Annotated in this window: 12 protein-coding genes; 6 read left to right on the top strand and 6 right to left on the bottom strand. The window is 65.8% G+C overall.

The genetic code is table 11. The features are described 5' to 3' along the window. Positions 1 to 113: 113 nt before the first annotated feature. From AX735_RS15755 to AX735_RS15765, 3 genes are read left to right on the top strand one after another with little or no spacing between them, the layout of a single operon-like run. The gene (locus AX735_RS15755; protein WP_066282278.1) at positions 114 to 725 is read left to right on the top strand and encodes an SCO family protein; all 612 of its coding nucleotides are present in this window, start codon (positions 114 to 116) and stop codon (positions 723 to 725) included. Next, complete coding sequence (locus tag AX735_RS15760; protein WP_066282281.1) at positions 713 to 1,150, top strand: YcgN family cysteine cluster protein; 438 nt, start codon at positions 713 to 715, stop codon at positions 1,148 to 1,150. The genes AX735_RS15755 and AX735_RS15760 overlap by 13 nt, the downstream gene beginning before the upstream one ends. Positions 1,151 to 1,163: 13 nt before the next feature. After that, on the top strand, positions 1,164 to 1,910 hold the full coding sequence (locus AX735_RS15765) for a M48 family metallopeptidase (protein WP_066282282.1): 747 nt from the start codon (positions 1,164 to 1,166) through the stop codon (positions 1,908 to 1,910). A 414-nt stretch (positions 1,911 to 2,324) separates the two neighbouring features. Here AX735_RS15765 and AX735_RS25960 read toward each other — a convergent pair whose 3' ends face one another. The 6 genes from AX735_RS25960 to AX735_RS15790 all read right to left on the bottom strand — a co-directional run bounded on the left by AX735_RS25960 (position 2,325) and on the right by AX735_RS15790 (position 15,885). After that, positions 2,325 to 2,573: a type II toxin-antitoxin system ParD family antitoxin gene (locus AX735_RS25960; RefSeq protein WP_082751152.1), complete on the bottom strand. Its 249-nt coding sequence runs from the start codon at positions 2,571 to 2,573 to the stop codon at positions 2,325 to 2,327. A gap of 56 nt (positions 2,574 to 2,629) precedes the next feature. Further along, positions 2,630 to 6,319: an SDR family oxidoreductase gene (locus AX735_RS15770; RefSeq protein ID WP_066282287.1), complete on the bottom strand. Its 3,690-nt coding sequence runs from the start codon at positions 6,317 to 6,319 to the stop codon at positions 2,630 to 2,632. Positions 6,320 to 6,364: 45 nt separating this feature from the next. Beyond that, positions 6,365 to 11,857: an AMP-binding protein gene (locus tag AX735_RS15775; RefSeq protein ID WP_066282290.1), complete on the bottom strand. Its 5,493-nt coding sequence runs from the start codon at positions 11,855 to 11,857 to the stop codon at positions 6,365 to 6,367. 197 nt (positions 11,858 to 12,054) lie between these two features. Next, the gene (locus tag AX735_RS15780; protein ID WP_066282292.1) at positions 12,055 to 13,137 is read right to left on the bottom strand and encodes a serine hydrolase; all 1,083 of its coding nucleotides are present in this window, start codon (positions 13,135 to 13,137) and stop codon (positions 12,055 to 12,057) included. A gap of 204 nt (positions 13,138 to 13,341) precedes the next feature. Further along, positions 13,342 to 14,946 (bottom strand): L-aspartate oxidase, encoded by a 1,605-nt coding sequence (gene nadB / locus AX735_RS15785; protein WP_066282294.1) that lies wholly within the window; start codon positions 14,944 to 14,946, stop codon positions 13,342 to 13,344. A 3-nt stretch (positions 14,947 to 14,949) separates the two neighbouring features. Further along, positions 14,950 to 15,885 carry an ABC transporter ATP-binding protein gene (locus AX735_RS15790; RefSeq protein ID WP_066282297.1) on the bottom strand — a complete coding sequence of 312 codons (936 nt, stop codon included), beginning with the start codon at positions 15,883 to 15,885 and terminating at the stop codon, positions 14,950 to 14,952. Positions 15,886 to 16,141: 256 nt separating this feature from the next. Here AX735_RS15790 and AX735_RS15795 point away from each other — a divergent pair, with 256 nt between their 5' ends. The 3 genes from AX735_RS15795 to AX735_RS15805 all read left to right on the top strand — a co-directional run bounded on the left by AX735_RS15795 (position 16,142) and on the right by AX735_RS15805 (position 19,522). Next, positions 16,142 to 16,480: a P-II family nitrogen regulator gene (locus tag AX735_RS15795; RefSeq protein ID WP_023839107.1), complete on the top strand. Its 339-nt coding sequence runs from the start codon at positions 16,142 to 16,144 to the stop codon at positions 16,478 to 16,480. Between the two features lie 15 nt (positions 16,481 to 16,495). Further along, positions 16,496 to 17,965 (top strand): ammonium transporter, encoded by a 1,470-nt coding sequence (locus AX735_RS15800; RefSeq protein ID WP_082751153.1) that lies wholly within the window; start codon positions 16,496 to 16,498, stop codon positions 17,963 to 17,965. A 318-nt stretch (positions 17,966 to 18,283) separates the two neighbouring features. Continuing rightward, positions 18,284 to 19,522, top strand: a complete 1,239-nt coding sequence (locus AX735_RS15805) for a cytochrome P450 (protein ID WP_066282299.1) — start codon at positions 18,284 to 18,286, stop codon at positions 19,520 to 19,522. Positions 19,523 to 19,589: the final 67 nt, after the last annotated feature.

Here is a 19,589-nt window from a genome sequence, read left to right on the forward strand (position 1 = left end):
GTCACAGGGTCCATGATCCTTGATATGCTGGCATCGGGAACGCGGCCATTGGAGCTGCCGACCGCAATGCCCCCTTGAAAGCGCCTGCATAGCAGAGCAGAGACGAACCTGTCATGAACAAATCCCTTTTTCCCGCCCTCGCCGCCGCGCTCGCCCTGGTGCTTCCGCTGTCCCTGACCGCGTGCGACAGCACTGCTACCAAGCCCGAAGCCCCGCTCGAGGGCGCGAAGATCGGCGGGCCGTTCACGCTCACCGACCAGGACGGCAAGCCGGTGAAGGACACCGATTTCGCCGGCAAGTTCCGCATTATCTATTTCGGCTACAGCTACTGCCCCGATGTGTGCCCGGTCGACCTGCAGAAGGTCGCCGCCGGTTTTGCCAGGTTCGAAAAGGACCAGCCCGAGCGCGCGAAGGCCATCCAGCCGATCTTCATCACCATCGATCCCGAGCGCGATACGCCTGCGGTGCTCAAGCAGTATGTCGGCGCGTTCCACCCGCGGCTGATCGGCCTCACCGGCACGCCTGCGCAGATCAAGGCGGTCGCGGATGCCTATCTCGTCATGTACAAGGCGCAGAAGCCCGCCGGCGCGGACCCCAAGGCCTATCTGGTCGATCACAGCCGCCAGGCCTATCTCATGGGCAAGCAGGGCGAGCCGATCGCGTTGCTGCCCTATGACGAGGATCCGCAAGCGATCGCCGCCGAAATCGACAAATGGACCAGCTGACCCCGTTCTGGGAGCAGCCGCTGGCGAGCCTCGACCGCGCGCAATGGGAGGCCTTGTGCGACGGTTGCGGCAAATGCTGTCTGCACAAGGTGGAGGACGAGGATACGGGGCATATCTACCCCACCAATGTCGCCTGCCGCCTGCTCGACACGCGCACCGCGCGCTGCGCCGATTATCGCCACCGCCGCGCGCTGGTGCCCGATTGCCTGCGGCTGACCCAGGGCAATGTCGGCTCGATCGCCTGGTTGCCCTCGACCTGCGCCTATCGCCTGCGCGCCGACGGCCTGCCGTTGCCCGATTGGCACCATCTGAAGACCGGAAGCCTGGCGGCGATGCACGCGGGCGGCCATTCGGTGATCGGCCGGGTGATTTCCGAGGTGCATGCAGGTCCCATCGAGAACCATATCATCGAGGAAGAACTGTGAGGGCGAGCGGCCGATGCCGATAGCCCGCCTTCTGCTGCGCAGACCCGACGCGCCCGAAGCCCCGCAGCGGCTGACGATCAACGGCCGCGATTACGCGCTGCTCGTGCGCCGCCATCCGCGTGCGCGGACGATCCGGCTGCGCACCGATCCAGCGAAAGGCGCGCTGCTGCTGACCCTGCCGCGCCACGCCCGGCTGGGCGAAGCCATCGCCTTTGCCCGCACCCAGGCCGAATGGATCGAGGCGAGCTTCGCGCGCGCCGGCACCGCGACGCCGATCGCGCCGGGCGCGGTCCTTCCGTTTCGCGGAACAGCGCACCGGATCGACTGGGATGCTGCGCATGGCCGCAAGGTGGTTGCCGCCGATGGCGTGATCCGGCTGGGCGGCGCGCGCGATTCGGTCGAACCGCGCCTGACCCGCTGGCTCAAGGCCGAAGCCAGGAGGCTCTGCGCCGCCGATCTGGCCGATTATTGCGCCCGCGCGGGCATCGCGACGCCATCGCTCGCGCTCAGCAGCGCCGCGCGCCGCTGGGGCAGTTGTTCGGCCAGTGGCACGATCCGCATCAACTGGCGGCTGATCCTCGCGCCGGACATGGTGCGCCGTTCGGTCGTCGCGCACGAGGTCGCGCACCTCAAGCACATGAACCACAGCCCCGACTTCTACGCCTGGCTCGACCACCTGTTCGAGGGCGACCGCAAGTCCGCCGACCGCTGGCTGAAAGCGCATGGGCGGGGGCTGTATCTGGTGGGAAAGGCAAGTTAGACCCGTCATTTTCCACAGGTTATCCACACCCACCACAGTAAGTGGTTGACCGAATCTCGAAAATTGTTTGATGTTTGTTCTCGGTGATCGTCCACCGTCTTTTTGCTCCACCCCAAGGCCCCTGAATGGGCGCGGGGGCAAAGGGCCTTCCGGAGCGCGGGCTCAGCCCCGCATGGAAGAAAGGCGGTTGTCTATGCGGCGTGTATTTGTACGCTCGTATCGGCGCTGGCGGCTTGGCCGGGAGGAGCGTGTCCGCGCTCACACCCGGCGCTGGCCTAACCAGTACGCTTTTTCATTTATCTAACCGGTAAACTGAGCGGTGGGCGGTCACCAACCCCTCACACGATTTCTCGCCCGAAGGTTCTGACATAGTCGGACTCCCTGATCAACACCAATACGGTGCGATCATCACTTTCAGTTGCTCTCCGATGGCCCGGCAAATGCGCGCCTGCGAGTCCGCTGTACCCGTTTTCTTGTCTTCAAGGCATCAAAATCCAGGCCACGAGGTTCACCCGAACGCTCGCCCTCAATCAAGGCGTTTCTTAACGCGTGAATCATTGCTTCCGATTCGCGCACGACGCTCTCGTGAGAAATCACCCGGCCGGCCCGCACATCAGCAAGGCCTTGCTCTATCCCCTCGATTATCGATCGCTCGTCGTCCACTGCAGTTCCTCGTCTGCGTCTGCAAACAACATAGCTTTGGAACCGAAGCACCACAATCACACCGTCATCGACGTACCCCTGTAGATCCGCGCCCTGTACCGCGAATCCTGCGCATCGGGCAGCGGGGCGCCGACCAGCAGGACCGCGCGGGCGAAGCGCTTGAGCTCTTCCTGGTGCTCCACCGCATTGCGCGGTTCTTCGGAGCGGACGCGGCGGGTGAGGTTGATCTGGTTGGTCGGAACATCGTGCACCAGCCGCTCGTTCTCCACCGCCAAGGTCGCGGTGAACGCGTGCAGCGTCGTCTTGACGAAATTGGCGAGCGCGAAGGCCGGACCGCTCTGGCCGAAGGGCACGTCGGGCGAGACCAGCACCAATTGGCAGCCGTCATAGAGCGAGGCCTTGCGCGAGACGCGGAAGTGCTGGGTGAGGTTCTCCTCGCACAGCGTCCGGAACTCCTCGGGCTCGAGCATCGCGCCATCCTCGAACAGCCGGTCGGGCAGGCCCGCCATCGGGGTCGAGACGACCGTGGTGGGGCGGCCGAAATCGGTCAGCGCCTGGTCCATCGCGCTCTCGACATCCGCGCCGCACACGCGCACCGTGACCTTGTCGGCAATCTCCTGGTCGAGCAGGGCGAGCACGCTCGCGCCGCCCGCCTCGCTGCGGGTGAGCAGCACCATCCGCGCGACGCCCAGCCCGCCGATCAGATGGTTGGCGGTCTCGGCGATGTAATCGGCCAGATGCTCGCCGATCACCCACACGGTCTTGCCCTTCATCTGCTCGAGCCGCTCCTGCTTGGGGCTGCCGAACATCTCGCGCTCGGTATAGGAGCGTTCGACGCTGAGCCCGCCCGAGGGCATGAAGGTCTCGCCGCTCACCGCGCGGTCGGCCAGATAGAAGACGGTGGCCTGCGCGACCTCGCTCTCCTTGGGCATCGCGCCCAGGTGCAGCTGCGACAGCACGCCGCGCCCGACCTTGTCCGCCTCCTTGCCGATGCGCTCCTGCGGCAGGTACGGCATGTCGTCGGGCGGCAATGCCAGCAGCCAGCCGGTGCGGCCTTCGGCGCTCGCGCTGCGCTGCTGCCATTCGTCATGCGCGAGCAGATAGCCCGCCGAGGCGAGCCGCATCAGCAGGCGCCCGGCGATATCGGGGGTGAGCAGATAGCGATCCCAGGTGCAGATGCCGTCGCCCTCGCGCGCGAGTTCGAGGCAGAGCAGCCGCAGCGGATCGGGGGTCGAGCGGTCGTGGCTGAGATAGCCGGTATCGTTGCGCGCCAGGCGGCCGAGCACATGCGTCACCTCCGCGCCCTCGCGGATCGATTCGATCACGGCGGCATAGATGGCGTTGAGCCGCTTGTTCTCGAGGATCAGGCGGGCGCGGCGCAGGAACAGGCCGGGCTTGCCGCCGGTGCCCGAAAGCCGGTCACCATCGACCGGGCCGGGCGCGATCGCGTTGACCTGGATTTCGGGGCCGAGAAAGCGCGAGAAGCTCTCCACCATCGCGCGCTGACCGGCCTTGGACACCGCATAATCGGCGCGGTTGGGATAGGCGACCGCGAGGAATTTCTCGCCGCCGAAATAGCTCGACACGTTGAGGATATAGCCCGAACCCTGCCGCTTCATGATCGGCACAACATAATGCATCAGCAGATAGTTGCTGATGAGGTTGGCATCGAGCGTCCAGCGCCACATGTCGAGGCTCATGTCGATGACCATGTCCTCCGCGCCTGCGACCCCGGCATTGTTGATCAGATAATCGATCCGCCCGAACTCGGCCATGGTGGCATCAGCGGCGCGGCGCAGCGAATCGAAATCGCTGACATCGACATCGGCCATGATCTTCACCCGGCGCTCGACCCCGGCAAAGCCGACATCCTGCAACTCGCCGACGATGCGTTCGCGCGCGGCCTCGAGTTCGCTGGCGCGGCGCGCGACCATCATCACCTTGGCCCCGGCGAGCGCGAGCAGCCGCGCGACCTGGCCGCCGATCCCCGCTGAACCGCCGGTAATCATCGCCACCTTGCCCAGATGCAGCCCGGTGATGTTCTCGGCAAAGCCCAGCATCGCCCGGCGCGCGCCCGTCTCCTCGCCGATATTGGCGGGGAGATAGAGCGAGGTTTCGGTGATCTTCTGTTCCTTGAAGACGATGCGCGTCGCGTGCCCTGCGGCAAAGCGCGTGTTCTCGTCCTCCTCGTTGGTATAGCGCACGATCTGGTTGCCCCAGGCGGCGCGCTTCTGGCGGCCCTGCGCGAAATCGACGCGCGATTCGTCGCGCCAGATGGTGATCAGCTGCGCGATCGCGGCGGTGAGGATGCGGCCCGCCTTGTTGCCCTTGCCGTCGCTGGGTCCCGACATGAACACGAAGCGCGGGTCCTGCATCAGGTCGGTGCATGTCTTCCAGTAGCGGCGCAGCGTGCGCGCGACCGCGATGGTGCCGGTGAGCTCGATATCGATCAGCGCATCGACCTCGGCATCGCTTGCTTCGACCAGCGAATTGCCGAAATGGCCTGCGGGTTTGACCGGCAGCACGATCGCGCTGTGGATCGCGCCATGCGCATCCGAATAGGCGCGGATCGCCGCCTCCATGCCGTCGGGCTCGGCGCGGTTGAAGCGCATGATGGTGAGCCCCTCTTCGGCCCCCTGCGCCTTTACCCGCGCCTCGGCCTGCGCGACATCGACCTGGCGCGTCATGCCCAGCAACACGCGCGCACCGCAGGCCGCCTGGATCTTGGCCATTTCGAGCGCGTCTTCCCAGGCTTCGCCCGCCGCGATCAGCACGGTGAGCCCTGCGCCGTCCAATGAGCGCATCGACGGGCGCGTCATATAGGTGGAGCGCGAATCCTTGCGCACCTGCATGCCATGCGTGACGTCGATCTCGTTGCCGTTGAGTGCAGCGGATTCATCGCTGGCGAGGAACAGGCAGGCATCGGCAATGTCGCCCGGCACCGGCAGGGTCTTGCGCTTCGGCGCATCGCCGATCGCGCGTTCGAGCGTCATCCGCCCCATGAAATGGTTCGCGGTGGTGTTCTCCGGCTCGCCTTGCAGCGCATCCATCGCGGCGAAGACGGTGCGGATGCGCTCGCTCTCGATCGGGCCAGGAAAGACGGTGTTGACGCGGATGCCGGACGCGCCCAGCTCCTTGGCCAGCTCCTGGCTCAGCGCATTGAGCGCGGCCTTGGGCACGACATAGGCGGTGCGGCCATAATAGCGGGTGTGCGAGAAGATGGTCGAGATGTTCACCACCGATGCGCCCACCGGCATGATCGGGGCTGCCGCGCGCGTCAGGTTCCAGCTGACGCCGAGCAGGTTGCGCATCGCATCGGCGACGGTCTCGCTATCGCCATTGGCCTCCATCTCGGCGCGGGTCAGCGGCACATTCTCGAGTGTCTGGCGCGGCCCGGCCGAACCCGCATTGTTGACCAGAACGTCGATCCGCCCGAGCGCCGCCTTGACCTGGTCGATGCCTGCGCGCACCGAATCCGGATCGGCCCCGTCGAGGATCACGGTGAAGACGCGCGCTTCCTCCACCCCGGTCTCGTCGAGCAGCGCCTGTTTCGCCGCCGCCAGCCGCTCCGCCGTGCGCCCGGTCATCACAAGGGTCGCGCCCTCGGCGATGAAGCGGCGGATGATCGCGCCGCCCAGATTGCCCGCAGCCCCGGTGACCAAGGCCACCTTGCCCGCCAGCCGCCCAGTCGCCGCCTTGCCGCTCGCCGGGTCCACCTTGGCCCCCTTGCCCTTGCCTGCCGTCATGTCTTGTCTCTCCTGCAACGCCGGACCAGGGCGATCGTGGTTCGGTCAATCCCTGGGGAGGGTGGAAGTGCTGGCCCAATATTCGAGCAGCTCGTCGCGGCTGCGCAGGCCCATCGCGGGCAGGGCGTGGTTGACGACATAGGTCGCGCCGGTATGCCGGTTGTCCCACATCGCCTGATGCGCCTCGGGCAGGCCGTCCCAGTCGACGACCAAGGGCTCGGTGACGCTCAGCAGCCCGCCCGCGATCATATTGTTCATCACCGTCACCTCGTGCGCGTTGCACAGGTGCGTGCCGAAGATGTTGGCAGTCGGCATGATGATGCGGCGCTGCCGGGTCCAGACCTGCGGCGCGTAGAAGGTGTAGCGGCGGCCCGCCATCTCCTCGGCATAGACCACGCGGCCGCCGAACGGTTTGACCAGCGAGGTCGACACGCCGAGCGAATCCTGGCCCGCGCGCTCGATCACCAGATCGGGCACGCCGCGCGGATTGCCCGGCGATCCCAGGATCTTGCCGACCGCCGTGCCGAAGGGCTTCATCGTGTGCTGCTGGTAGCGGCGCACGCCTTCCTTGAACCGCTCAATATCGGCGCGGGCATCGGGCAGGCGTGGCAGGCTGTCGGGCCAGACGAACTCGGCATCGCGGCGCTTCAGCCCTTCGAGGCTGATAATGCCCTCGACCGATTCCTCGAGCCCCAGCGACTGCAGGAACTCGCGCTGGCCGTCGGTGGTGGTGACGATCACGGTGCGCGCCTTGTACAGCCGCGCCGCCTCGATCATCTCCAGCCCCAGCGGATCGGCGAGATCGCGGCTGCCCGGGCCGTAATAGAGCAGCACCGATTCCCCGCCGCGCAGTTGCGCACGCGCCAGCATGTCCGACGGTGCGGCGCTGCCAGGCTTGCCCATGAAGCTGAAATGATAGCCCGAGGATGCCCCGTAAAAGGCGAGCGTGCCATGCTCCTCGAGCAGCTGGAAGCTGCGCGGAAAGGCGCTTTCGCCAGCATGGCTGACGACGAAATCGGCGAGCCTGCCGCCGTTCATGCGGCGATATTCCTCGAGAATGCCTTCGCCGTCGCGCTCCCAGGCCTTTGCGGCCTCGGGATCGTCAGGAACGGCAGTGAAGGCTCCGGCAAAGCGCGGGTCCTTGCGGTTCAAGGCACCGACCGCGCCCTGTTCCCTGACGAAGGCCGCGCGGCTGTCACTCGAGACCATGCCCGTCGCCTTGAGGCCCGACTTGATGCTCGATTTCAGCGCATCAAGCCCGGTGCCGGTGGCCGATCCCTCGACGAAGATCGTCTTGCCCGGCACGATCTGCAGCGTGGTGAACAGGCAGCGGGTGATCGTGCCCAGATTGAGCACATAGCTTCCTGCCTGTTCGAGCGTCAGGTCGGGCGGCACGCGGTGCAGCTGCGGCCCCTGGACGTTGAGGAACTGGGCATGGCTGCCGGTCTTGGTCTCGTAGCCCTGGATCGCGAAGCCCGCGAACATCGGGTCGTCGCCCGCTTGCGGTGACAACAGGTCCGAGGTGCCCGAATAGACGACCACCAGGTCGCCGACGCGCAAGCGCCCTTCGGCCTTCACCTCGCTGCCCAATGAGGCGACCAGCGCCAGCCCGCCTGACCCTGTAATCTGGACGTCCTCGTCATGCGCGTCGAAGGGGGAGACGGGAATGCCGGTGAGCGCCCAGATGTCGTTGAAATTGACCTCGCTGGTCAGCATGTACACGAGCGCCTCGTTGGGCTCGGGCGTGACCACGGGGACGATATGCTCGCGCTCATGGCTGGCTGGCGGGCCGAAGCGCGGTGCGCCGGTATCGGGGTCGCGGCTGATGCCGAAGGCGAGCTGCTTGGCCGGTATCGCGGTGACCCCGGGATAGAAGGGCGCGCCGACGGGGAGCAGCTGGCCGTTCGCGATCATCGCCGCCTTGTTCGCCTCATGCTCCGCATCGATCCACACGCCGTTGCGCCGGACGGGCAGCGGCGGCGATTGCTTGTCCATGAACTGGCGGATACCGGTCTTGCCGCCTTCGGGATCGATGATCGCCTCGGCAAAATGCTCGCCCTCGCGCTTGAGCCCTGCGGCCATGCCTTGCGTCCAGCCAGTGCGCACCGCATCGAGCGCGCGCCTGCCCGCCTCGCCGCGACCGGCCCAGTCGAGCTGCCTGAGGATGCGCTGGAGAAACGCGTCCTCGAGCACCGCGTCGAGATCGATATGCGCCGCATGGGCCCAGCGTTTGGTCATCGCCTTGCGGTCGGCAAAGGCCTTGCCGAGCGTGCTTTCGGCCCCGTGCCGCGCATAATCGCGCACCATCGCGTGCGCCATGCTCAGCACATCGTCGCTGCCATCGGCGATCTGCTCGATCGCGCCCAGCTCGAGCGCTTCCTGCGCTCCGATCGCGCGGCCGCCCAGGATCAGGTCGAGCGCATCGCGCAGGCCATCGGCAGCGCGGCGTTCGGCGAGCAGGCGCGGCAGCCGCTGGGTGCCGCCATAGCCGGGCAGCAGCCTGAGGTTGATCTCGGGCTGGCCAAAGCGCGCCACGGGCTCTGCAATGCGATAATGGCAGGCGAGCGCGAATTCCATCCCGCCGCCCAGCGCCACGCCCTGGATCGCCGCGATGCACGGCTTGCCCATCGTCTCGATCTTCGCGAAGGCCAGCTGCGCATTGTTGGGCAGCACGCCGGCTTCCTCGACGCTGTTCACCTCTTCGAGCATCTGGCGGATGTCCGCGCCTGCGACAAACGAGGCGGTGCCCTGGCCTGTAAACACCACCGCGATCACATCGTCCTTGCGCGCGAGATGCTCGACCACGATGACCAGCTCGTCGATCGCGCGTTCGTTGAGCGCATTGACCGGGGGGTTGGTGACGGTGACCGTCGCCACACGCCGGCCGTCGCCCAGATCGTTGTACTGGATGAGGAAATAGCGATAGCGCTCGAACAGCGCCTGATCCTCGGCGAGCTGCTGCTTGCGCTGCCAGGCGGCGACGGCGGCCTTGAGCGCATCGATGCTCTCGGGATTGCGCAGCGTCGAGGTGTCGCCGATATCGCCGCCCTCGACGATCGCGCGCACCATGCGGCGCATGTACTTGCCCGAGCGCGTCTCGGGAAATTCGGCGACCTCAAGGAAATCCTGCGGCACCGCGACCGCGCCCTTTTCGGTGCGGACTAGGTCGGTGAGGCGGCGGCGGTCGTCCTGGGTGAGCCTGCGCCCGGCAATCGTGGTGACGAACGCGATCGGCGTCGCCCCCTTCTCGCGGTGCGGCGCGCCCACGACCAGCACATTGCCCACCGGCGATCCCGGATCGAGCGTCTTGTCGCGCAGGATCGCGCCCTCGATCTCCTCGGTGCCGATGCGGTGACCCGAGACGTTGATCACATCGTCCGACCGGCCATGCAGCGAGAACGAGCCATCCTCGTGGCGGATCGCGAAATCGCCCTGGGTATAAGCCCAGGTGCCCTTCCACCGGCCCCAATAGGTGCTGGCGTAACGGGCGGCATCCCCGCGCCAGAGCGGGTTGACGCGGATGCCGCCCGCGACCTCTTCGAGAGCAAACTGCTCGGCATCGCCCCAGATGGTGCGGGTGAGATAGGGATAGGGGAGCGCGATGACGATCTCGCCCTTCTCGCCATTTTTCGCGCGCCGCCAGGCGACGCCGCCCGGCTCCTCGCGTTCCAGCCCGAATTCGAGATCGGGCGCGTCGGGGTCTTCGACCCAGACATCGCCGACGATCCAGGGCAGCGGATAGGTGTGCGCGTCGGGACGCAGCGGGAAATCGCCATTGCCGTAGAAATGCGTCCAGGCGATGCCGCCATGCTCGGTCGCCCAGTAGCTGTTGATATACCAGGGGGTGACATGCTCCATCGCGAAGGCCTGGACCGAGGGCGAGGTCGGCTCCGCGCAGAAGGTCGCGACCTTGAGCGAGGACATGTCGTACGCCTGGATGTCCTTCAGATTCTCCGGGTCCTGCATCACGCTCTTCAGGAAGGTGACGCCCGCCTTGAAGATCTGCACCTTGTGCCGCTCGATGATCGAGGCGAAGCGACCCGCATGCGGGAAGACGGGCGAGCCTTCGGTGATGATCGTCGTCACCCGGCACAGCAGCGATCCTGCGATCAGATAGCTCTGCCCGGTGATCCAGCCCGGATCGGCGACGACGAACATGACATCGCCGGGCGCGGCATCGAACGCCACCGGCATGGTCGCGGCGACACCGGCGCAATAGCCGCCATGCACATGCACGACGCCCTTGGGCTTTCCGGTCGAACCCGAGGTATAAATGATGAAATTGGGATATTCGGCATCGACCGGCAGCGGCTTCGACACCGCCCAGATCGCGCGGACGAAATCGGCATCGGGCAGCGCGAGCAAAGCCGCCTCATCGGCGACATCGAGCCCGAGCGCGCGCGCGGCGTCCAGTATCTGCCCGAGCGCGGCTGCAGTCAGGTCATGGCTCCAGTGGTCGCGCTGCGCGTTCCACACCAGGTCGGGCTGCGCGGTATGGCGCACCACCACCACCGCCTCGACGCGCGGCGGCGAATCGACCAGGGCAGACGCGATCGCCATGCGCAGGTTCGCCGACTGGGCGGCATTGAGCGCCGAGCCCTGCGCCAGATCGTCGAGCGCACGGCCGACGCCGCGCATCACGTCCGAGCGTTCGACCGTGACCTCGCCGCCGAGCAATTCGGTCACCGCATCGGTAATCGCGCCGCGCACCTTGTCATCGGCCTCGTTCGCGGGATCGTTCAGCGCGCCGGCGAGCAGATCCATCGCGGTGCCCACGCCGATGAAATTGTCGAGCGCAGGGTCGGTATAGCTCGTCTTGAACGGCACCATCTGGGCGTTGCGATAGCTGCCATCGGCGGTGATGACGATGCGCGCCCCTGCATCGGCGATGCGATCGGACAGGGTCTTGTCGCTGAACCCGCCGAACACCGGCGTGTAGATGATCCCTGCGCGCTTGGCGCCTTCGGTCCAGTAGATCTGCGCCGGGATGGACGGCATGTTGAGCGCGATGCGGTCGCCCGCCTTCAGGCCCAGACCGGCCAGCGCCAGCGAGCATTTCGCCGCCTCCAGCATCAATTGCTTGCGCGACACGGGATAGCAGTCGACCGGTCCGCCGCGCCCGTTGTCGCTGGACATGTTCCAGCGGTCGCCCTCGAAGATCAGCGCGGTTTCCGCGCCGTGCCCGGCGAGCACGTGTCGGTCGACCTCGTTGAAGCCGCTATTGGTGAACGCGCCCTCGAACCAACGCCAGTTGGGCGGGTTGTCGGCATTGAGCCCGCGCTCCCAAGGGTTATAGTCGGCCGGCAGGTCGAGACTCAGCGGCGCGCCCGTGGTCGCGTCCCAGCCGGTCCATGCACCGGCATCGCGGTCGAAATAGCCCCAGGCCTGGAGGTCGGGCAGATACCAGCAGATCGACGATCGCGCCTGGTCGCCATGAAAGCCGCCCGGATCGGCGATGCACGCGTTGCGCATGGCGGTCCAGCTGGCCGAATCGGTCAGCGGGTTGGCGCGCGGCGGAACGGCAGGCGATGCCACCATCTGGGGGGCGGTCAGAGGACGGGCCTGGACAGGCAGGTGGGATGGGGGAACGACATGAGTTCGCAGCTCTCCTGCCGTCCCGGTCTATCGCGATTCCCAAATCGCAGATGCCGGATGCGGCGAACGAAACAAATGTCTCCCGCCCTTCGGATAACACAATGTTTCGTGAAGCGGTAGCGCTGATTACCGCGCGCCGATCAGCGCTGGTGCCAGCGCCCCACCGCGCGCGACACCGCCTGCATCAGCTGCATGCGCGCCGGGATGCTCGCCGTGGTCTCGGCGAGCATGACCGCTACGGCATAGCGGGTCCCATCAGGCGCGGTCATGATGCCGACATCGTTATAGCCGGTCGACACCGGAGGCAGATCCTGCCCGGTCCCGGTCTTGTGGAGGAACTGCCAGCCCGCAGGAACCCCCGCTTTCAGCCGATTGGGTCCGCTGCGTGTACGGCCAAGCGTGTCGAGCATCAGCCGCGTGGAGCTCTGCGAGAGCAACTCGCCGCGTGCCAGCCGCGCGAGCGCATCGACAATGCCTTCGGGGCTGGCCCCGTCGATCGGATCGGCGACATAGGCCGACAGCAGATTGCGCCGCCGGTCGAGCGGGACGCGCTCGCGCGCCGCCTGGAAGGCACGCCCGGCCGAGAGTTCCTGCCGCCATTCGACGCCGGCGATCGAGCTCTGCAGCAGGCGCTCGCCAGGACCGAAGCGGATGTTGGCAAGGCCCTTGCGGCGGAGGAAATCCTGCACCGCAGCCGGACCCCCGGCGGTACGCAGCAGCGCATCATTGGCGCTGTTGTCGCTGGCGGTGAGCGCCTCGTTGATCAGCGAGCGCACCGTTTCGCGCACCACGCCCTCGCGCGACACGCGTGCCGCAAGGGGCTGGTGAAACAGGGTCAGGTCATCGGGTGTGATCGTCACCTGCTGATCGAGCGTCAGTTCACCGCGATCGACCTTTTCCAGGACGGTCATCGTTACCCAGAGCTTCGAGACGCTCTGCTGCGGGAACAGCTCGCCGCCGCGCTGGCCCACCACCCAGTCGCCATCGATGCGGCGCACCGCGATGCCGGTCTTGCCGGGAAAGGTGCGCCAGAGCTCCTGCAGTTCGTCGCGCAGCCCCTGCGGCACGACATTGGCGGCGCGCGGCGCGAGTGGCGGCGGCACCGGCTGAACGCGCGCGGGCGCAGGCGGCGCGGGGCGCGGCTGCGCAACCTGTTTCGGCGTCGATACGCATGCCGACAAGGCAGCGGTGGCGAGGATCAGGACCAGCGGACGGGCGACCATGCAGGGCTTTCTAGCAGCATCTTCGGGTTGGCGACCATGCGGACTGACAGATGTATCCGCGCTGAAGCGGTCTAGCCACGGGTTCCGCATGCCGGGCCGCTTTTGCGGCGAACCCGGCGTTGGGCGCGATGAGCAGTGCCTTTCCCTCGCTATGGCGCGATAGCAGCACTCTCTCCTCCCCCATCAAGGGGGAGGGCTTTGGGTTCAGGGAACCAGCACCGTGTCTTCCGCCACCGGCAGCAGGTCGGGATAATCGCTGTTATAGTGCAGCCCCCGGCTTTCCTTGCGTTCGAGCGCCGAGCGGACGATCAGGTCGGCGACCTCGATCAGGTTGCGCAGCTCGACCAGATCGGGAGTGACGCGGAAATTGCCGTAATATTCCTCGACCTCGCTGCGCAGCAGTTCGATGCGATGCCGCGCCCGCTCCAGCCGCTTGGTGGTGCGCACGATGCCGACATAGTCCCACATGAAGCGGCGGATCTCGCGCCAATTGTGCTGGACGACGACCTCCTCGTCCGAATCGGTGACGCGGCTTTCGTCCCAGGGCAGGATGGCGGGCGGCGGGCCGAGCTCGTCCCAATGTTCGATAATGTCCTTCGCCGCCGCATCGCCGAAGACGAAGCATTCGAGCAGGCTGTTGGACGCGAGCCGGTTCGCGCCATGCAGCCCCGACTGGCTGACCTCGCCCGCGGCATAGAGCCCCGGCAGGTCGGTGCGGCCGTTGAGATCGATCAGCACGCCGCCGCAGGTATAATGCTGCGCGGGCACCACAGGGATCGGATCGCGGGTGATGTCGATGCCGAGGCCCAGCAGCTTGTCGTAGATCGTCGGGAAATGGCCCTTCACGAATTCGGGCGGCTGATGGCTGATGTCCAGGTGCACATAGTCGAGCCCCAGCCGCTTGATCTCATGGTCGATCGCGCGCGCGACGACATCGCGCGGGGCGAGTTCGAGCCGCTCGTCGAAATCGCCCATGAAGCGATAGCCGGTTTCGGGGATCAGCAGGTGCCCGCCCTCGCCGCGCACCGCCTCGGTGATCAGGAAGTTCTTGACGTCGAGATTGTAGAGGCAGGTCGGGTGGAACTGCATGAACTCCATGTTCGAGACGCGCGCGCCCGCGCGCCAGGCCATCGCAATGCCGTCGCCGGTGGCACCCCTGGGCGCGGTCGAGAACAGATAGGTGCGCCCCGCCCCGCCGCTCGCCAGCAGCGTCGCGCGCGCGGTCAGCGCCTCGACATGGCCGGTCGCGCGGTTGAGCGCATAGGCCCCCCAGATCCGCTTGTCGCCCGCAGGCGAGACGCGGTGCCGGTCGGCGATCAGGTCGATCGCGACCATGTCGGGCAGCAATGTGATGTTCGGGTTGGCGAGCGCCGCGCGTTCGAGCGCCTGCTGTACCGCCCAGCCGGTGGCATCGTCGACATGCACGATGCGCCTATGGCTGTGCCCGCCCTCACGCGTGAGGTGCAGGTCGTCGGCATGGTCGCCGCTGCCGCCGTTGCGGTTGAACGGTACGCCGAGATCGACCAGATGCTGGATCGCTGCCGGAGCGTTCTCGACCACGAACTCGACCGTCTCGCGCCGGTTGAGCCCGGCACCCGCGACCATCGTGTCCTCGATATGGCTTTCGAACGTGTCGCCTTCCTCGAGCACCGCCGCGATGCCACCCTGTGCCCAGGCGGTCGATCCGCCCGAAATGTCACCCTTGGCGAGCACCAGCACCCGGCAGTGCCGCGCAAGGCTGAGCGCCGCGGTGAGCCCCGCCGCGCCCGATCCGATGATCAGGACATCATGCTGCCTGCCCCCCGCCATGGCCTAGGCCGCCGCCTTGGTGAGGTTGAGGAACACGTCTTCCAGGTCCGGCTCGCGGGTCGAGACATCGACAATATCGTATCCGGCGGCGCGCACGCGGGTCATCACCTGGCCGGCATTGAGCCGGTCCTTGCTATAGCCGATTTCGATCACCCGGTCGGTGAGCTTGCTGACCTTGTCGAAATCAGGATCGGAGGGCAGCGCGACCACATCCTGGTCGAGCGTCAGCACGATCAGCTTCTCGCGCGCCATGCCGACCAGCTCGGCCGTCGGCTTGTTTGCAATCAATTTGCCATGGTTGATGATCGCGATGCGATCGCACAATTCCTCGGCTTCCTCGAGATAGTGCGTGGTCAGCACGATAGTGACCCCGGCGCGGTTGAGTTCGCGCACATAATCCCAGAGCTGCTGGCGCAGATCGATATCGACGCCCGCCGTCGGCTCGTCGAGCACCAGGATCGGCGGTGAGTGCACCATGGCTTTGGCCACGAGCAGCCGCCGCTTCATCCCGCCGGAGAGCGTGCGGGCATAGGCATTGGCCTTGTCCTCCAGCCGCACCGCGCGCAGCAGCTCGGCGGTGCGCCGCTGATGCTTGGGCACGCCGAACAATCCGGCCTGCAGCTCGAGCGCCTCGGCGGGGGTGAAGAAGGGATCGAACACGATTTCCTGCGGCACGATGCCGATCGAGGCCTTGGCGTTGCGCGGATCGGCATCGATGTCGAAGCCCCAGATGCGCGCCGACCCGGAGGTCTTGCGCACCATGCCCGACAGGATGTTGATCAGTGTCGATTTGCCCGCGCCATTGGGGCCGAGCAGGCCGAAAATCTGTCCGCGCGGGACATCGAAGCTGACGCCGTCGAGCGCCAGCTTGTCGGGGGCCTTGCCTGCACCCGCATAGAGCTTGCGCAGATTGTCGATCGATATGGCAGCTTCCGTCACGAAAAGCGGATTAGCCGCACGGGCAACCGAGCGCAAAGGGAAAGGTGCACCTGCCCGTGATGTGTGCAGGTGCAGCACAAATGCTGCCTAAATTTTACGCACCACTTCGCATGTGCACAAATTTTGAGCGCGCCAGCCTGCCGCGCGGTTAGCGATTCATTAGGAATCGCCCGATTCCAGCATTTGGCACGTGGCTTGCGTAGCTTTGCTGCGGTGACGGGGCCAACCCCGCAATAAAATAACCAATGGGGGCGTAATGAAATTCATCATTGCCATTATCAAACCCTTCCGGCTCGACGAGGTGCGCGAAGCCCTTACCAGCCTGGGCGTCGCGGGCATGACCGTGACCGAAGTCAAGGGCTTCGGCCGCCAGAAGGGCCAGACCGAAATTTATCGCGGTGCCGAATATACCACCAACATGGTCCCCAAGCTGAAGCTGGAGATCGCGGTCAGCGACGATATCGCGCCGCAGGTGGTCGAAACCATTCAGGCAGCCGCCAACACGGATTCCATCGGTGACGGCAAGATCTTCGTTTTCGACCTGGCGGCAGCGACGCGCATCCGCACCGGCGAGACCGGCGACACGGCACTGTAAGGGGAAAGGGGAATGATGAAACCTTTGCACAAGATTGGCGCTGTGGTCGGAACGACAGCGCTTAGCGTATTCACCGCAGCCCAGGCCTGGGCTGCGACCGCCGCCCCGGCTGCAGAAGTGGTCGAAGAGGCCGTCACCGCCGTGGCCGAAGGCCCGATCAAGGCCCCGACCGCCGAGCAGATGGCGGGCATGGTCGACAAGGGCGACACCACCTGGATGCTCGTTTCGGCGGTGCTGGTGCTGATGATGTCGATCCCCGGCCTCGCGCTGTTCTATGGCGGCCTGGTGCGCACCAAGAACATGCTTTCGGTGCTGATGCAGGTGCTGACCATCGTGTCGGTCGCCGCGCTCGTCTGGGTCAGCTGGGGCTACAGCCTCGCCTTCACCAGCGGATCGCCCTATATCGGCGGCCTGTCCAAGGCGTTCCTGGCGGGCGTCGACGGCACCACCTTTGCCGCGACCTTCTCGAACAACGTCTATATTCCCGAGCTGGCCTTCGTGGTGTTCCAGATGACCTTCGCATGCATCACGCCGGCGCTGATCGTCGGGGCCTTTGCCGAGCGCGTGAAGTTCACCCCGCTGATCATCTTCACGGTGCTGTGGCTGACGCTCGCCTATTTCCCGGTCGCGCACATGGTGTGGTACTGGGCTGGACCGGACTTCCTGCCTGACGCGCCGACCGACACCGGTCTGCTCTGGGGCATGGGTGCGCTCGACTTCGCCGGTGGCACCGTGGTGCACATCAATGCCGGTATCGCAGGGCTCGTCGGCTGCCTCGTGATCGGCAAGCGCCTGGGCTACCGCACCGAGAACATGCCGCCGCATTCGCTGGTGATGACCATGATCGGTGCCTCGCTGCTGTGGGTGGGCTGGTTCGGCTTCAACGCCGGCTCCAATCTGGAAGCCAATGGCGTCACCGCCGTCGCCTTCATCAACACCTTCGTCGCCACTGCCGCCGCCACCGTCGCCTGGGCCGTGATCGAACAGATCGTCCACAAAAAGCCCTCGTTGCTGGGCGCTGCCACCGGTGCGGTTGCAGGCCTCGTCGCCATCACCCCGGCTTCGGGTCTGGCCGCGCCGATGACCTCGATCCTGCTCGGCTTCGCGGCTTCGATCGTCTGCTTCTTCTTCGTCACCACGGTGAAGAACAAGCTCGGCTATGACGACTCGCTCGATGTGTTCGGCGTGCACTGTGTCGGCGGCATCATCGGCGCGATCGGCACCGGCATCGTCGCCGACCCGGCGCTCGGTGGCCAGGGCTTCTTCGACTACACCGTCTTCCCGGCAGGCGTGGGCGAATATGACATGGCCGCACAGGTCATCACCCAGATCAAGGCGGTGGGCATCACCATCCTCTGGTCGGGCCTGGTCTCCGCCGTGCTCTTCTACGCACTCAAGTTCACCATCGGTCTGCGTCCCTCCGAAGAGGTCGAGCAGGCCGGGCTCGACATCTCCGAACATGGAGAGCGCGCCTATAACTACTGATTTCACGAGTTTGGTCTGCGGCGGGAACAGCTAGCACCCGGCGCAGACCTCCAGAGGTTCCTCCTGCGAACTGACAACTCAAGGCCGGGATGGCAACATCCCGGCCGTTTTTTTGCGTTCGTCGCCAAGGCCTTGCCGCTGGCTCGCGGCGCCTTATCGGTTTCAGATCGAAACCCTATTGACAAAGCTGTCAGCAAGGTGAGACCTTCCGTCCGACAGACCGCGAGAACGCGGCACCTGCGGGGACTTCGCAAGCCCCGGTCCCGGACGACATTGCACCGGACCCTGTCGGGCCGGGTTGCATCGAAGGAGAGAGCCATGGCCACCGTTTTGAAAGAACCCGGCGCCGCGCTGAATTACGACATGAGCGATGCCAGCTGGTATGTCGAAGACCGCTGGCAGGAGCCGTTCCGCCAGATGCGCGAGCTCGATCCGATCCACTGGACCGAAAACGGCATGTTCGGCAATTTCTGGAACGTCACCAGCCACAAGGCGATCCAGCATGTCGAGGCCCTGCCCGAGATCTTCTCCTCGTCCTACGAACATGGCGGCATCACGCTGGCCGACCGGATCGATGACGGCACCGAGCTGGTGATGCCGATGTTCATCGCGATGGACCGGCCCAAGCATACCGGCCAGCGCCGAACCGTCGCGCCCGCCTTCACCCCGACCGAGATGAAGCGCATGTCGGACGACATCCGCCGCCGCACCGCCGAGATTCTCGACGGCCTGCCCTGGGACCAGCCGTTCGACTGGGTCGACAAGGTCTCGATCGAGCTGACCACGCAGATGCTCGCGATCCTGTTCGACTTTCCCTGGGAGGACCGCCGCAAGCTCACCGAATGGTCCGACTGGGCGGGCGATATCGAGCTCGTCCATAGTGAGGAGCTGCGCCAGGAGCGGCTCAAGCACCTTTACGAGATGGGCGCCTATTTCAAGAACCTGTGGGATGCCAAGATCAACGCCGAGCCCACGCCCGACCTCATCTCGATGATGATCCATTCGGACGCGATGAGCGAGATGGACGAGTTCGAGTTCATGGGGAACCTCATCCTGCTGATCGTCGGCGGTAACGACACGACGCGCAATTCGATGTCGGGGCTGGTCTATGGCCTGCAGCAATTCCCCGACCAGCGCGAGAAGCTCGAGCAGAATCCCGAACTGATCCCCAATGCGGTGCAGGAAATCATCCGCTGGCAGACCCCGCTCGCGCATATGCGCCGCACCGCGCTCGAGGATTACGACCTGTTCGGCAAGACCATCAAGAAGGGCGACAAGCTCGCCTTGTGGTACATTTCGGGCAATCGCGACGAGAGCGTGTTCGAGGATGCCGACAAGATCATCGTCGATCGCGAGAATGCGCGGCGACACCTCGCGTTCGGCTATGGCATTCACCGCTGCGTCGGCGCGCGCCTTGCCGAGCTGCAAATCGCCATCCTGCTCGAGGAAATGGCCAAGCGCCGGATGCGGGTGAACGTGCTCGAGGAGCCGGTGCGCGTGCGCGCATGCTTCGTGCACGGCTATCGCTCGATGCAGGTGTCCTTAAGCAAATATTGAAGCCGCGTTGGCGGCGCGCGCGTAACTATGGCATCCTGACCGGCGTAACGGGCCGGACGATGACACG

The organism is Blastomonas sp. CCH1-A6 (genome assembly GCF_001556365.1).
In the GTDB taxonomy this organism is placed as follows: Bacteria; Pseudomonadota; Alphaproteobacteria; order Sphingomonadales; family Sphingomonadaceae; genus Blastomonas; species Blastomonas ursincola.

What these genes read in the sequence shown, in the direction of transcription:
- AX735_RS15780 (WP_066282292.1), bottom strand. Translation starts at nt 13,137, where the DNA reads ATGGTCGCCCGTCCGCTGGTCCTGATCCTCGCCACCGCTGCCTTGTCG.
- AX735_RS15755 (WP_066282278.1), top strand. Translation starts at nt 114, where the DNA reads ATGAACAAATCCCTTTTTCCCGCCCTCGCCGCCGCGCTCGCCCTGGTG.
- nadB (WP_066282294.1), bottom strand. Translation starts at nt 14,946, where the DNA reads ATGGCGGGGGGCAGGCAGCATGATGTCCTGATCATCGGATCGGGCGCG.
- AX735_RS15805 (WP_066282299.1), top strand. Translation starts at nt 18,284, where the DNA reads ATGGCCACCGTTTTGAAAGAACCCGGCGCCGCGCTGAATTACGACATG.
- AX735_RS15760 (WP_066282281.1), top strand. Translation starts at nt 713, where the DNA reads ATGGACCAGCTGACCCCGTTCTGGGAGCAGCCGCTGGCGAGCCTCGAC.
- AX735_RS15800 (WP_082751153.1), top strand. Translation starts at nt 16,496, where the DNA reads ATGAAACCTTTGCACAAGATTGGCGCTGTGGTCGGAACGACAGCGCTT.
- AX735_RS15775 (WP_066282290.1), bottom strand. Translation starts at nt 11,857, where the DNA reads ATGGTGGCATCGCCTGCCGTTCCGCCGCGCGCCAACCCGCTGACCGAT.
- AX735_RS15765 (WP_066282282.1), top strand. Translation starts at nt 1,164, where the DNA reads ATGCCGATAGCCCGCCTTCTGCTGCGCAGACCCGACGCGCCCGAAGCC.
- AX735_RS15795 (WP_023839107.1), top strand. Translation starts at nt 16,142, where the DNA reads ATGAAATTCATCATTGCCATTATCAAACCCTTCCGGCTCGACGAGGTG.
- AX735_RS15770 (WP_066282287.1), bottom strand. Translation starts at nt 6,319, where the DNA reads ATGACGGCAGGCAAGGGCAAGGGGGCCAAGGTGGACCCGGCGAGCGGC.